The sequence below is a fragment of the Paenibacillus sacheonensis genome (genome assembly GCF_009909195.1).
Classification (GTDB): Bacteria; Bacillota; Bacilli; order Paenibacillales; family Paenibacillaceae; genus Paenibacillus_Z; species Paenibacillus_Z sacheonensis.
Window position 1 is genome coordinate 36,852 of record NZ_JAAAMU010000010.1, and the last position, 14,304, is coordinate 51,155.

A 14,304-nucleotide genomic window follows, 5' to 3' on the forward strand; every position below is an offset into this window, starting at 1 on the left:
GTATCGAAATGCCGCCGGGGAAGTTGTTGGTTTCTGTCAGGCAAGCAGGACAAGCCTCGTTCTAATTTTGCCGATTAAAGGGGACGGCCGGGCGGTCGCCCCAGTTCTTGTCGCAAAATCGCTAACCGATGCCCTGCAAATAAAAAATGCCGCAATTGATGGCGGAAACGCTGACGCGCGGCTCGTATTGCCAGCGGATTTCTTCCTGCCTTCGCTCGTACTGCTCCGCTATGGGGGCACGGTTCTCTTCTTCGGCACCCTCGATCAACGGCTCGTAATAATGCCGAACGGTCGAGAGTTCCTCGTCGAGCCGCTTGGAAGCGGCGTCCGCCCAGCTGTAATCGTACGTCCGCAGCTTGCGCTCAAGCGTTCCTTCGGCGATGGAGGCGGCCTTGTTCAGCGTGATCGCGTTCTTGGCGGTATGCACGTTCGGCGGCAGCTTCGGCGTCATGCGCTGCTGAAGCAGGCGGTCGCTGAACTGCTCCAGGCATTGGCCCGTGGCGAGCGAGATGCCGAAGGAATGAATTTCCTCGCGTTTCATGTCGCATAGGAATTCTACTTTCATATTAACCCCGAGCCATGCGCTGTAAGCAGTCGAATGAAGCGGGTGGCTGGTGCGCTTCTCCGGCTCCTGGAACAGGCAGAGGTAATTGCCGCCGATCTTGGCGGACTGGAACAGCTGCTCCAGCCGGCGGGAGCCGTAATGCAGGTCCTCCCGCGGGACTCGCACGTTCAAATTCGCCGCATTGTTCAAATAACCGAAGGAACGGCCGAACGCGGCGTCAGCGGAGTTGCCCGAACCGCTGCCCGGCGCGGCTGCCGGGGCAGGCGGCTGTGCGGCTTTGGCCGCTGCGGCATCGTCGTATTTGGCTTTATCGGTTACGAGCAGCATGGACATCGTCTCCGGATCGGCGCCCGTGCGGTCGACGAAGCTCCAATAGAAGGGGCGGTTCGTCAAGTCGCGGTCGGCGCGGGGCGACAGCTTCACATGATAATGAGCCGGCGATTTCTCGATGATCTGGCAGTCCGTCGCCTCTAGATAACGTCCGACGAACTTGTGGATTTGGCGTTCATTCATGGTCTCACCTCGATGGTCTGCCCGACGGCATTCAAGACGGAATTAACGGCTGCCAGATCGGACGGGTCTTCGAGCTCGACCTCGTCCCTGATCCGGCTGAGCGAATTGCCGAGCTCCGCGATGCCTTCCTTGAGCGCGTCTTTGTTCGTGCCTGCCTCCAGCATGAGGCGGGCGAGCCGCTGCTCCAGCGTCTCGTTCTTCTCGAACCGTTCCAAGATATGGTCCAGCTCGCCGATGACGAGCTCGAACAGATTGATCTTCTCGTGCAGCAGGCTCACGATATGCTCTTCGATCGTGCCGACCGTGCACAGGTTGTAGATATGCACGTCGCTCGTCTGTCCGAGCCGGTGCACGCGCCCGATCCGCTGCTCCACCCGCATCGGGTTCCAGGGCAGGTCGAAGTTGATCATATGGTGGCAGAATTGCAGATTGATGCCTTCGCCGCCTGCCTCCGTCGCGATCAGCACTTGGGCGCGTCCGCGGAACAAGTCCATCATCCAGTCTTTCTTCCCGCGGTTCATCCCGCCCCGATAAGGCACGGCGACCATATTATTGGAACGGAAATATTGCAGCAGATATTCCTGGGTCGCCCGGTACTCCGTGAAAATGATGACTTTGTCGTTCATTTCTCGGACGAGTTCCATCGCTTTCTCTGCTTTGGTGTTGGCGTTGATGCCGCGGATGACTTCAACAAGCTGCCAAATCTTCGCGCGGTTCGGCGAATCCTCGGGCGTTTTCTTGAACATGTTGACCAGCGTCAGGAACACGGCATCGCGGCTGCTGCACACTTCCCGCTGCAGCGTGACGAGCGACAGCATGCTTGTCCAGTCGCCTTGTTCCTCGTTGTAGCGTTCGCGCACGAAATTCGTAACGCCGTCATAGAGCGCCTGCTCCTCGGCCGACAGCTGAAGCCGGATGTTTTTGACGATCCGCTTGGTGAAGTGAATGCCGCCGTCGCCGCGCCGATTGCGGATCATGACCGCTTGAAGCGCCTCCTGCAGCTGACCCTCGTTCTTCGGCAGCCGCTTGTCCACGACGAAGTTCGACGCGAATTCGCTTTGGCCGCCGAGCTGGCCGGGCTTCAGCAGCGTGATGAGATTATAGAGCTCGTCCAAGTCGTTCTGCACGGGCGTCGCAGTCAGTAAGAGGCAGTATTTCTTGCGCAGGGCGTTCACGAACTGGTAATTGGTCGTTTTTTTGTTCTTCAGCTTATGGGCTTCATCGATAATGAGCAGATCGTAATCCTGATTAAGCAGCTTCTCGCGGTGCGGATCGCGCTTTGCGGTATCCATAGAGGCCACGACGACGTCATAGCCCCAGGAATGTTCCTTTTTCTGCGCGAACGCGCTGATGCCGAATTTGGCGTTCAGCTCGCGCACCCACTGCAGCACGAGAGAGGCCGGGACGAGGATAAGCGCCCGCTTGACGAGTCCGCGGACCATGTACTCCTTCAGGACCAGTCCGGCTTCGATCGTCTTGCCAAGCCCGACCTCGTCGGCGAGAATCGCTCTGCCGCTCATCTCATGCAGCACTTTGCGCGCCGTGCTGATCTGATGGGGCATCGGCTCGAACGAAGGCAGGCTTCGAAGGCATTGCAGATCGTCGAAGCTTTCGATCAGTTTCGTTTGCTCCGCTTCCACCGCCAGCTGGTACATCGTCCAGTCGTCCCAAGGCCCGTTACGGTCGACGCGCTCCTGGAGCTGCGTCAGCCATGTACGGTCGAAATGAAGGTCGACGCTGGGATGAAGCTTGCTTTTGGCAGGGTTCGCGTTTGCGTTGGAAGGGGACTGCTGCTCTCCTGCAGGGGCATCTTTGTTCGATTGCATAGGGCGGAACTCCTTTCCGGTGAGATTCCGGCAATAGTAGCGGAAACTGTATGAAGCTAGTATGACCCTAGAAGGCGGAATTCATAAGGAGGGTTGGGAGATGAGCGTTTCTTGATTCCGCACAGCCGCGCAGATATGCATTTTCTCGTTTTTTGCTGGCGCAAAATCAAAATAATACAAGATTTCAATTTTGAATGCGCTATAATATGGAACATTAAAATGCTTTCGCGAGAATGAATTATCTTTTGTCAGAACGTTTTCAAAGGCTGAAGCTGCATTATATTAATCGTTAACGATGAAGTCGCTTCGATTCTTGACATTCGAGCTGACAGGGAGAGACGGGACGGTTTCCATGGACTTGTGAATCAATCATAGTGCTCTTCAAGTAATCGGGTGATCGGCCGAGGGCCGGAAGGGGATCGACTTACATGGAACATGACAGCAAATCGGGGTCGACGGGCTTGGAGCCGATTCAAGCCTCCATCGAAGAGAAGGAAACGCTGCGGCCCGCGATTATTCGATTTGCATCGCGGCGCGTGGGAAATCTTTCAAGCGAAAACCAACGAGCCCGCGCAGCTATTCTGGGCGAAGGTCATTGACGATTACACCCGGGGGCAATACGCGGACCGCTTCGAAGGCGGCAAACAAATCCAAACCTTCGTCAGCAATCGGCCGCAAACGCGCGTTTCCTTGAATTTCCGCAAAAAACGCAAGCCATTAACAGGAACTTCACAAAGTTCGTACATCCTCTTAATAATTCGACTCTATCATACAGAGGAGATCAGATTAGGAGGCGTAAACATGAATTCCAGAATCGGTTGGAAGACTTCGGTAATCGGCATTACGGCAGCGGCGCTTGTCATCACCACCTTCGCGGCGGGCCATGGCAAGAACGAGGCCGAAGCGGCATCGAAACAAGCGAAGAACGTTATTCTGTTCGTCGGCGACGGCATGGGCACGGCCCAACGCGACGCGATCCGATTGGCGACAGTCGGCGAGAAAGGCCAATTGGCGATGGACGCCATGCCTTACCTCGGATTGATTCATACGAGCTCCACGATTCCGGTCACGGACTCCGCGGCGGCGGCGACTGCATTCGCAAGCGGCGTGAAAACGTATAACGGCGCCATCGGCGTGGACGCGAACAAGAAAAGCGTCAAGACGATATTGGAATATGCGAAGGAAATGGGCAAGTCGACCGGTATCGTGACGACGAGCCAGGTAACGGACGCGACAGGCGCGGCATTCGCATCGCATGTCGAAGACCGTTCCAAGCAAAGCGATATCGCGCTTCAATACCTGACAAAGTCCAAAGTCGACGTTCTGCTCGGCGGCGGGGAAGATTTCTGGTATCCGGCGGGACAAGCGGGAAAGTTCAAGGACGAGCCGGCCGAGGATCCGTCCGAGAAGAGCAAGGGCACGCAGGGCAACCTCGTGGACAAAGCTAAACAGCTTGGCTATTCGTTCGTATCGAACAAGACGGATATGCAGAAAGCTAAAGGCGGCAAGCTGCTCGGCCTGTTCGCGAACGAAGAGATGTTCCAGCAGCGTCCGGAAGGCGAAGGCGATCTCTACAACCCGATCGTTCCGCTGCCGGACATGACGAAGAAGGCGCTCGACACGCTGTCCGCGAACAAAAAAGGCTTCTTCCTGATGGTCGAAGAGGAAGCGACGGACGAAATGGCGCACAGCAACAACGCGAAGCTGACCATTAAAGCCGGCCAACAGCTGGATCAATCGGTTCAAATCGCGAAGAACTTCGCGAAGTCGCATCCGGATACCCTCGTGCTCGTATTGGCCGACCATGAAACGGGCGGCTTCTCGATCGAAGAGGTTAACGCGGACGACGAGTCGGGCGATGCGATTTCGAAGGAAGACGGACCGTTCGCGATCGCGAACTCCAAGCTTAACTTCGTCGTCGACTGGACGACCTCCAGCCATACGGCGGTCGACGTGCCGGTAACGGTCATGGGTCCGGGCGCCGAGCTGTTCTCGGGCGTTTACGAGAACACGGGCATCTTCACTCGCTTGGCTCAAGCAATGGGCATCAAACTGCCGAAATAAACATAATCGCATCGTCTAACCGAGCTGTCTCCAACCAGGAGACAGCTTTTTATGTTGAATTTAAATACATAACGTTGTATATTAATTCATAACTTTATAGGTTCAATCCGTTAGGACTTGAAAAAGGAGGCATGGCTGTTGACGGTTGCGATCGAAGAAATGACGATGAACGCCTGGCCGGCCCAGCAGACGGCCGTTCGCGGCGGATGGGTGCTGCGCTTGGCGGAAGGGTATACGAAGCGGGCGAATTCCGTCCATCCTTTCTATGCCTGCGAAGGATCGGCGGATACGCTCGCTTGCAAAATCGACGCTTGCGAGTCGTTCTACCATCGCGCCGGTCAAGATACGATCTTCAAGCTGACGCCGTTCGCCCCGAGCGGGCTCGATCAAGCATTGGAAGCGCGCGGCTACGTGCTCGAATCTCATTCGCGTGTTATGCTGGTATCGGACTTCACGAACATTCATGCCGCAGCAGCGTCGGAGCCTGGCATTAAAGTAGAATGCGAGGATCGATTATCGTACGGCTGGCTCGATCTCATGTGCCGATTTAACGGCATACCTGCTTGCAGCGAAGGCTCGGCCGCCCGAATCATGCACGCGATCACGATGAGAACGGGTTATTTCACGCTCTACGTGCACGGCATGCCTGCCGCCTGCGGGATGGCCGTCATCGAAGGTGCATACGTCGGCTTGTACAGCATCGTCACGTCGCCTTCCTACCGCAGGACGGGGCTCGGCGAAAGCTTGATTCGGCATATGCTGCAGTGGGCCGGAACGAAAGGGGCTTCGCAAAGCTATCTGCAAGTCGAGCAGGACAACGCTGCCGCTAATCGGTTGTATGCCAAATTTCATTTCGAGGAGCTGTATCCTTATTGGTATCGCGTTAAAAGACGCGAGGAGTGAACGAGCGAGAGAGGAGCGGTTGAACCTGACTATTCGGCTGCGAGGTCATCATTTATTATGTCTGCTTGGCTTCCGAGGGATGGGGTATTCCGAAGCTTATGCGGCCAATATGGCGAACGTGTACAACCGGCTCAAGGATGAACCGGATACGGCGGTAACGATCGTCCAAGGGCCTGACGACTTGTGCGCGTGCTTTCCCATAGGCGTCGAGCCGCATTGCGAGAACGAATCGGTTACCGAGCTGGACGGGAACGTGCTGCGGAAGCTGGGGCTCCATGTCGGGCTCGACATGCCGTGGACGGACGTGATCGAACGCGTGCGCGGCGGCGTGGAGCCGGAAGACATCCATACGCTGTGTCACACCTGCCAGTGGCGTTCCTACGGCGTATGCGAAGCAGGGGTACGCACGATTAAGAGCGGCCAATGGCTGCCAGCCTTGCCGGACAACCGTTAAGTGCCGGCGCCGGCGCCAGCGCGGGGAAGCAGCTCAAGGAAGCGCTTGGCGGCGGCGGAGCTCGGAACGCCGTGAAGCGTCGCGATGCCGATGCCCCGAGGTTGAATGGGCTCCGCAAGCGGAATTTCGATCAATCTCCCCGACTCCAGCTCTCCGGCATAGTAATCCCGCACGACGAACGCGAGGCCGAGCCCGTGCTTGGCGAAATCCGCCAACAGATCCATGCTTCCAAGCTCCAGCTCCGGAATAAGCGTTACCCCGAGATTCGCCGCATAATGATCCAAATAACGTCTCGTGCTCGTTCCTTCCTCGAGCATGAGGAGCGGGAACTGGAATAGGTCCCGCAAGCGCAGCGGCTGTTCGGCCAAATGCGCATAGCTCGGTCCCCCGACGAGGCAATCCTGCTGCGGTTGGCTGACCTCGATATCCGCTTTATTGTCTTCCGTCGGAAGATGGACGATGCCGAGATCGATTGCCCCTTCCTTCAATAGAGCCAGCGTCTCCGTCGTCGTCCGGTTGGTGACGCGAATTCGAATGTTGGGGTAGAGGCGATGATAACGGTCGAGATAAGGCAGCAAATAATGCTTGCACAACGAGTCTCCCGCTCCGATCCGAATTTCCCCGTAATCAAGCCGATGCATCTCGAGCAGCTTCTTTTGCCCGGCCTCCATGAAATTGAAGGCTTGTTCCACGTAGTGAAACAGCAGCTCCCCCTCCGCAGTTAATTGAACGCCTCTTGCGCCGCGAAGAAACAATGCGCCTCCGAGTATATCCTCCAGCTGCTTGATCGTATGGCTTACCGCAGGCTGCGTGATATGAAGCTTCTCGGCCGCGCGCGACAGACTGCCGGTTTTCGCGCACCAATAGAAGCTTCGGTACCATTCCAGGTTTATCTCCTTCACGGGTATGAGCTCCTTTTATACCTTGTATTAGTTATATCAATTATTATAATGCCGGTGCTTCTATTATAATCAAGCTTGCAGCTAGCTCACAAGCATGAAGGAGGATTCGGCCATGAGCGTAACGGCAATCGTTGGAGCGAATTGGGGAGACGAAGGGAAAGGCAAGGTGACGGACGCATTGGCCGCGAAGGCATCGTACGTCGTTCGCTTTCAAGGCGGAAGCAATGCAGGTCATACCATTCTGAACGAGCATGGGAAATTCGCGCTCCGGCTGCTGCCGTCGGGCGTCTTTTATCCGCATGTCACCAACGTCGTCGGTCCGGGGACAGCGCTGGACGTGGACATGTTCTTTGGCGAGCTTGAAGGGCTGGCCGGCAGAGGCGTACCGGCACCGGCGGTGATCGTGTCGGATCGGACGCAGATCGTGATGCCTTATCATCGGCTGTTCGACCGGTTAGAGGAAGAACGGCTCGGCGGCGCGGGCTTCGGTTCGACGAAATGCGGAATCGCGCCGTTCTACGCGGATAAGTATGCCAAGCTGGGCGTACAGGCGTCCGATTTGTACGACGTCCGACGGCTGCGCAGCCGTCTGGAGCAGTCGCTGGCGGCCAAGAATATTCTGCTGCAGCATCTATACGGCCTCGATCCGCTTGCAGTCGATGACTTGCTGCCGGCGTTGATGGAATACGGAGCGAAGCTGAAGCCGTATATCGCGGATACGACTGCGATTCTCGCCGAAGCGAACGCGCAAGGAGCGCCTATTCTCGCCGAAGGTCAGTTAGGCGCGCTTCGCGATCCGGATCACGGCATTTATCCCTTCTCCACGTCCTCTTCCCCGTTAGCCGGGTTTGCCTCCGTCGGCGCGGGACTTGCCCCAGGCTCCATTACCGACATCGTTGCCGTCACGAAGGCGTATTCCAGCTGCGTCGGGGCGGGGCCGTTCGTGACGGAGCTGGAGGGCGCCGAAGCGGAAGAATTGCGGAGCAGGGGAGGCGATGCCGGTGAATACGGCGTCAATACGGGGCGCCCCAGGCGGGTGGGCTGGCTGGATCTCGTCGCGACCCGGTACGGCTGCCGCGCGCAGGGAGCAAGCTCGGTGACGCTGACGAATTTGGACGTGCTCGGGTACTTGGATGCCATTCCGGTCTGCATCGGGTACCGGCTGCCGAACGGCACAATGACGGAAGATTTCCCCGTTACCTCGCTGCTGGAGCTCGCGCAGCCCGTCTTCGGGGAGCTTCCAGGCTGGCAGTCCGACATTACGGGCTGCCGAGCCTTCGAGTCGCTGCCGCAGGAAGCGCAGAACTACGTGATGTTCATCGAACGTCGGATCGGCGTGCCGATCACGCGCATCTCCGTCGGACCGCGCCGCGAGCAATTGATCGAGCGTTCGGGCGGATGCCTCTAAGGAGGTTCCTTCTCCCTACGGAGAAACGTTCGCCAACAAGCGCGGCGATTACGGCATGTTGCTCCTAAGCGGCGACATTGATGCGGACGATCGCCGCGGCGTGATCGTTGCCGGCGAAGCGCCGTGGTTGTTCTTCGGGGCGCAGGTTCAAGAGAAGCGCGATTGCTATTTTTTTGACGATCATTCTTTCGACTGCCTTCGGGCAGTCTTTTTTTATGTTGAGGATGCCAAATGGCCTCCTAAAGGGTGAGGCGCGCATGGGGGCAGGAACGGGAAAAGGCTGCCGAGATCCAGAGGAAACGAGCCTGAAAACGGCCGGAAAACGATTAGCGTAAATTCCGTCCCTTCGACTAATAAGATGTACTATTCACAAATGTGTTACATTATTACGGAATTAACTCTATATTATTTCGTTATATATAGTGTATTATTCGATATAAGATGTATTATTTACCGATTTCGTTGAGGGGGATATAGGGATGGCGAAAGGCAAGCAAGTCTATGCGTTTCACGAAGGCAGCGCGAAGATGAAAGCCTTGTTAGGCGGCAAGGGAGCGAATTTGGCGGAGATGACACGGGCAGGATTGCCGGTACCGCCGGGGTTTACGATTACGACGGAAGCATGCCTAAGTTATTTTGAACAAGGGGGCTCGCTGTCCGAGGCGCTCAAGCAAGAGACAGCGGATGCGCTGAAGAAGCTGGAGCTCGTCAAAAGCCAGCAATTCGGCAGCCCGACAGCGCCGCTGCTGGTCTCGGTTCGTTCCGGTTCCGTGGCGTCGATGCCGGGCATGATGGATACGATCCTCAACCTCGGCCTGAACGACGAGACGGTCATGGGGCTTGCGGCGCTCACGGGCAATCCGCGCTTCGCTTACGATTGCTACCGCAGGCTGATCGCGATGTTCGGCAATGTCGTGCTCGGCATCGAAGGGCATCATTTCGAGCAGCGGCTGAACAAGTTGAAGAATTCGCTGGGCGTGCGGCTCGATCAGGACGTTCCCGATTACGGGTGGCAGCGGCTTGTCGGCGAATTCAAGGCGATCTGCGCCAGCCGCTCGGAGCGGGCTTTTCCGCAGGACGTGCATGAACAGCTGCACATGGCCATCGAAGCGGTGTTCGGTTCGTGGAACAATTCGCGCGCGCAAATATACCGGCGAATTAACCGTATCCCGGACGATCAAGGGACGGCCGTTAATATTCAAAGCATGGCGTTCGGCAACCGGGGGACGGATAGCGGGACTGGCGTGATTTTCACGCGTAATCCTTCGACAGGCGAAGCTCGGCTCTACGGCGAATACCTGATGAACGCGCAAGGGGAGGACGTCGTCGCCGGCGTGCGGACGCCGCTCTCCATCTCGGCGATGGAAGGGGAGCAGCCCGGGCTGTACGCGCAGCTAGCAAGCGTGGCGCAGCAATTGGAACGGCACTACCGCGACATGCAGGATATCGAATTCACGGTGGAGACGGGCAAACTCTACCTGCTGCAAACGCGGAATGGCAAAAGAAACGCCAAAGCGGCGCTGCGCATCGCGGTAGAATTCGTGCGCGAAGGGCTATTGACCCGGAATGAAGCGTTGGAGCGCATCGAGCCTTCGCATCTGGACCAGCTGCTGCACAGGGGGCTCGACGAACAGGCGGTGCAAGCGGTGCTTGCCGTCGGATTGCCGGCGTCGCTTGGCGCGGCGGCCGGACAGTTGACATTCGATGCGGATACGGCTGCGCAGTGGCATCGCGAAGGCTTGCCGGTCATTCTGGCGAGGCCGGAGACGACGCCGGAAGATATCCACGGCGTGCTGGCCTCCGAAGGCGTGCTCACGAGCCGCGGCGGAATGACGAGCCATGCCGCCGTCGTAGCCAGAGGCATGGGGAAGCCCTGCGTGTGCGGGTGCGAATCGCTGCGCATCGACGCGAAGGGCGGAACGATGGAGGCAAGCGGCATCGTCGTGCGCGAGGGCGACTGGATCACGTTGGATGGCGCCAGCGGGCGGGTCATCGTCGGCAACGTGCCGCTGCGGGAGCCGGAGACGAGCGCCGAACTGCTGGAAATACTGGGATGGGCCGACGAAGTGCGCAAGCTGCGGGTCATGACGAACGCCGACAATCCGCATGACGCGCGAGTGGCGCGGGCTTTCGGCGCCGAAGGCATCGGCCTCTGCCGAACGGAGCATATGTTCTTCGCGCCGGATCGGCTGCCCGTTATGCAGGCGATGATTTTGGCCGAAACGGACGCGGCGCGCCGAAGCGCCTTGGAACTGCTGCTGCCGATGCAGCAGTCCGATTTCGAGGGCATGTTCCGCGAGATGGACGGACTGCCCGTGACGATTCGGCTGCTCGACCCGCCGCTGCACGAGTTTCTGCCGAGCGCGGCGGACTTGCAGCAGAGACTGGCTGGCGCTGCCTCCGGGCAATCCGCGGGCGAACGCCGCGAGTTAACGGCGCTGCTGCGCAAGGTGAACGCGCTGCACGAATCGAACCCGATGCTGGGTCAGCGGGGATGCCGGCTCGGGATCGTGTTCCCGGAGATATACGATATGCAGATCGAGGCGATTTTCCGGGCGGTCGCGGAATGTTTGGAGGACGGCGTCGCAGTGCTGCCCGAGATCATGATTCCGTTAGTCGGGCACGTCAACGAATTGAGTTTCTTGCGCGGCAGAATCGACGGGATGGCAGCGCAATTGCTGGGCGAGGAGAAGCTCAAGGCTTGCCGCTATAAGGTCGGCACGATGATCGAAGTGCCGCGGGCGGCGCTGACGGCGCGCCAAATCGCGGCGCATGCCGATTTCTTCTCATTCGGAACGAACGACCTGACGCAGATGACGTTCGGCTATAGCCGGGACGACGCCGAGGGCAAATTTCTGAGCCATTACGTCGACCAAAAGCTGCTGCCCGAAAATCCGTTCCAAGTGCTTGACACCGAAGGCGTCGGCCAGCTGATCGAACTGGCTTCGGCTGCTGGACGCGCGGTCAATCCGCGGCTTAAGACGGGTGTCTGCGGCGAGCACGGCGGCGATAAATCGTCGATCTTCTTCTGCCATCAAGCAGGGCTCGACTATGTCAGTTGTTCGCCGTACCGCGTGCCGCTGGCACGAATCGCGGCGGCCCAGGCCGCGATCGCGTTCGGGAATGAGGGAGCGGACGGGTTGAAGCTGGAAGCGTAAGCGGCAAGTAACTTTCAGCGAGCAACGAGCATCTTGCAGCGAGCAACGAGCATCTAGCAACGAACGACGAGCATCTAGCAACGAGCAACGAGCAACGTGTAATGTAATGCCAGCGAGCGATGAAGGAAAAGCCGGTTGGATCCGAGTTTAATATTCGCGCGGCAAAATCGGCTTGTTCGCTTACAACGGCACGGCCCAGTTCGACAATTTGACTGCAACGGCAATGCATTGAACGCGGTTGCTGTTTCGTACTAAACATGCGACCTGCCCTCCCGGATATCGGGAAATAGAGCAATGGATCGCGTGTCAAGACGGATCCCCAGAGGCGGCTTCTCCTCCTGAATTCGAGATCATTCGGGCCTCGGGGAATGCGGCGAAATCGCGCTTTTGTCGCGATCGGCCAAGGCTTATTCTAATCTTGCAATCGTTTGCAACGCGGGCTAAGATAGGGGTGCCAAGAAACTCGGGCCTATTATCTCATTGTAATCGGAGGTTTCATCATGACGGATTTCGGCGTTTCGCCGCAGCAGAAGGCGTTCTTCGACACGTTCGGCTATTTGGTATTCAGAGGCTTGATGAAGGATCGAATCATGGAGATCACGGAAGCGTTCGATCAAGTGTTTCAGAAGTTGGGCGGCAACTTCAACGGCCAGCCGCATAATTTCAAGAAGACGTCGACGATCGTCGCGTTTCTCGGCCATAGCGAGAAGCTGGCGTCGCTGCTGGATGATCCGCGCGTCAGGAATATTTGTTCCACCTTGCTTGGCGAGGATTACAATTACTTGACGAGCGCCGGGAACAAGTATGTCGGCGATACCGGCTGGCACTCCGATACGACGATGGACAAGACGTGGCCGGGCAACCTAAAGAGCATTAATCTATCCTTCTACCTCGATCCCGTGACCAAGGATACGGGCGCGCTGCGGGTCATTCCCGGCAGCCATTTCATCGGGGACCAGTTCACCGAAATCTTGAAATCGCAGATCCATACCTCCGACATGGAAGGGCTATGGGGCGTAGATCGGATAGACCTTCCATCGGTTCCGATCGAGATTCGTCCGGGAGACCTGCTCGTATTCAACAATTACATGAAGCATGCCGCGTTTAACGGCGGCAACAACCGCAGAGTCATGCTCATCAATTTCTCCCGGCGCTACACCGAGGAGCATATGGATGAGCTGCAGGAATACGTCAGCACCTTCGCTCCGTATTGGGTCGAAGAGCTGCACGGGGAAGCGGTGCTGAACGGGGCCGGCCCGGAACGGATGCGCCATTTGCGTCAGATCCAGGAGAACCAAAGCCATCTGCCGGCGCTCGCGCGCGCCGCGAAAGCCAAGGCGCTCGGCGTTTAGTATCGAACAGTTGCGCATAGATCGGCATGAATGCGCATAGACACGTATATTATGAATAGACTCGCACTGTAGTGCACGCCTGCAGGCTCGCCGAATCCCATTGGCGGGCTTGTTTTTTGCTCTGCGTCCCCTGAGCGGCGAATTTGATTTTCAATGGGCAAGAATGGTAAGATGCCTCTACGAGAAAAGCGCCGGCCGCCTGAAAGGAAATGAGGAGAGACAACTTGGAAAACCGATCGTCCATTATTGCCATGTGGGTATCTCTGCTCAGCAATGTGCTGTTAACGGGTATTAAGCTGATCGTCGGCATCGTCTACGGCAGCCAGGTATTGATCGCGGACGGCATCCATAATGCCGGCGATATCATTGCGACCGCCACCGCATACAGTTCGATGCGCCTGTCGGGCAAGCCGCCTGACGAGGATCATCCTTACGGGCATGGCAAAGCCGAGGTGCTGGGAGCGGGCGTCGTGGCGTTCATTCTCGTCATCGCGGCGATTTACATGGGCTACCACGCGTTCCTCGCTTTCTTCCATGAACCTGGGAAAGCGCATATCATCGCATTAATCGCGGCGATCGTGTCGCTGCTGATCAAGCAGGCGCTGTACATCTACACGAAGCGCATCAGCGATCGCATCAACAGCAAAGCGCTCCAGGCAACGGCGTACGATCATCTGGCGGACGTGTATGCCTCGCTGGCCGCCTCGATCGGGATCGCGCTTGCCTGGATCGGCGAACGAATCGACATCGACTGGCTCAGCTACGGCGATCCCGCGGCGGGCGTCATCGTCTCGATCCTGGTGCTCAAGCTCGGCTTCGATATGGCGCGCGAAACGGTCGACGTCCTCATGGACAAGAGCCTGAGCCCCGATAAGATCGAAGATATAACGGAGCATCTTCGCGAAGTGCCGGAAGTGAGGCGGATCGACCGTCTGCGGGCGCGCGAGCATGGTCACTACGTATTGGTGGACGCGCGCGTGGCCGTTCTGGGAACGCTGACGATCCAGGAAGGCCATGACATTATCCGCAAGATCAAGAAGAAGGTGCAGGACGCCCATCCCGAGGTGGACGAGGTGCTCGTACACTTGAATCCTTGGTACGAGAACGAATAACGAAGCTGGCCGGCGCGGAGTAATCCGTGCCGTTTTTCTTATAGGTT

General features: G+C 57.7%; 10 protein-coding genes. 7 read left to right on the forward strand and 3 right to left on the reverse strand.

What is annotated here, in order from left to right; genetic code table 11:
• Positions 1–121 precede the first annotated feature (121 nt).
• Both GT003_RS18870 and GT003_RS18875 read right to left on the reverse strand, forming a co-directional pair.
• On the reverse strand, positions 122–1,078 hold the full coding sequence (locus GT003_RS18870; protein WP_161700662.1) for a YqhG family protein: 957 nt from the start codon (positions 1,076–1,078) through the stop codon (positions 122–124).
• Positions 1,075–2,904, reverse strand: coding sequence for a DEAD/DEAH box helicase (locus tag GT003_RS18875; protein ID WP_161700664.1), 1,830 nt, complete (start codon positions 2,902–2,904; stop codon positions 1,075–1,077). Before GT003_RS18875 ends, GT003_RS18870 begins: the two co-directional genes overlap by 4 nt.
• 801 nt (positions 2,905–3,705) lie before the next feature.
• Here GT003_RS18875 and GT003_RS18880 point away from each other — a divergent pair.
• The 3 genes from GT003_RS18880 to GT003_RS18890 all read left to right on the forward strand — a co-directional run bounded on the left by GT003_RS18880 (position 3,706) and on the right by GT003_RS18890 (position 6,325).
• Positions 3,706–4,968, forward strand: coding sequence for an alkaline phosphatase (locus GT003_RS18880; RefSeq protein WP_161700666.1), 1,263 nt, complete (start codon positions 3,706–3,708; stop codon positions 4,966–4,968).
• A 138-nt stretch (positions 4,969–5,106) separates the two neighbouring features.
• Entirely contained in the window at positions 5,107–5,871 is a 765-nt protein-coding gene (locus GT003_RS18885) for a GNAT family N-acetyltransferase (protein ID WP_161700668.1), read from the forward strand.
• A gap of 19 nt (positions 5,872–5,890) precedes the next feature.
• A complete protein-coding gene (locus GT003_RS18890; RefSeq protein WP_239565624.1) occupies positions 5,891–6,325 on the forward strand; it encodes a DUF1284 domain-containing protein in 435 nt (144 codons plus the stop codon).
• Here the strand turns inward: GT003_RS18890 and GT003_RS18895 are convergent.
• Positions 6,322–7,227, reverse strand: a complete 906-nt coding sequence (locus tag GT003_RS18895; protein ID WP_161700672.1) for a LysR substrate-binding domain-containing protein — start codon at positions 7,225–7,227, stop codon at positions 6,322–6,324. The genes GT003_RS18890 and GT003_RS18895 overlap by 4 nt on opposite strands.
• 112 nt (positions 7,228–7,339) lie before the next feature.
• On the opposite strand from GT003_RS18895, the gene GT003_RS18900 reads away from it, so the two are divergent.
• The 4 genes from GT003_RS18900 to GT003_RS18915 all read left to right on the forward strand — a co-directional run bounded on the left by GT003_RS18900 (position 7,340) and on the right by GT003_RS18915 (position 14,257).
• The gene (locus GT003_RS18900; RefSeq protein ID WP_161700674.1) at positions 7,340–8,635 is read left to right on the forward strand and encodes an adenylosuccinate synthase; all 1,296 of its coding nucleotides are present in this window, start codon (positions 7,340–7,342) and stop codon (positions 8,633–8,635) included.
• Positions 8,636–9,114: 479 nt separating this feature from the next.
• On the forward strand, positions 9,115–11,793 hold the full coding sequence (gene ppdK / locus GT003_RS18905; RefSeq protein ID WP_161700677.1) for a pyruvate, phosphate dikinase: 2,679 nt from the start codon (positions 9,115–9,117) through the stop codon (positions 11,791–11,793).
• Positions 11,794–12,293: 500 nt separating this feature from the next.
• Positions 12,294–13,145 carry a phytanoyl-CoA dioxygenase family protein gene (locus GT003_RS18910; RefSeq protein ID WP_161700679.1) on the forward strand — a complete coding sequence of 284 codons (852 nt, stop codon included), beginning with the start codon at positions 12,294–12,296 and terminating at the stop codon, positions 13,143–13,145.
• A 224-nt stretch (positions 13,146–13,369) separates the two neighbouring features.
• Complete coding sequence (locus GT003_RS18915; RefSeq protein WP_338045851.1) at positions 13,370–14,257, forward strand: cation diffusion facilitator family transporter; 888 nt, start codon at positions 13,370–13,372, stop codon at positions 14,255–14,257.
• The last annotated feature ends 47 nt before the right edge of the window (positions 14,258–14,304 follow it).

Coding starts and splice junctions, on each gene's coding strand:
- GT003_RS18870 (WP_161700662.1), bottom strand. CDS start 1,078: ATGAATGAACGCCAAATCCACAAGTTCGTCGGACGTTATCTAGAGGCG.
- GT003_RS18875 (WP_161700664.1), bottom strand. CDS start 2,904: ATGCAATCGAACAAAGATGCCCCTGCAGGAGAGCAGCAGTCCCCTTCC.
- GT003_RS18880 (WP_161700666.1), top strand. CDS start 3,706: ATGAATTCCAGAATCGGTTGGAAGACTTCGGTAATCGGCATTACGGCA.
- GT003_RS18900 (WP_161700674.1), top strand. CDS start 7,340: ATGAGCGTAACGGCAATCGTTGGAGCGAATTGGGGAGACGAAGGGAAA.
- ppdK (WP_161700677.1), top strand. CDS start 9,115: ATGGCGAAAGGCAAGCAAGTCTATGCGTTTCACGAAGGCAGCGCGAAG.
- GT003_RS18910 (WP_161700679.1), top strand. CDS start 12,294: ATGACGGATTTCGGCGTTTCGCCGCAGCAGAAGGCGTTCTTCGACACG.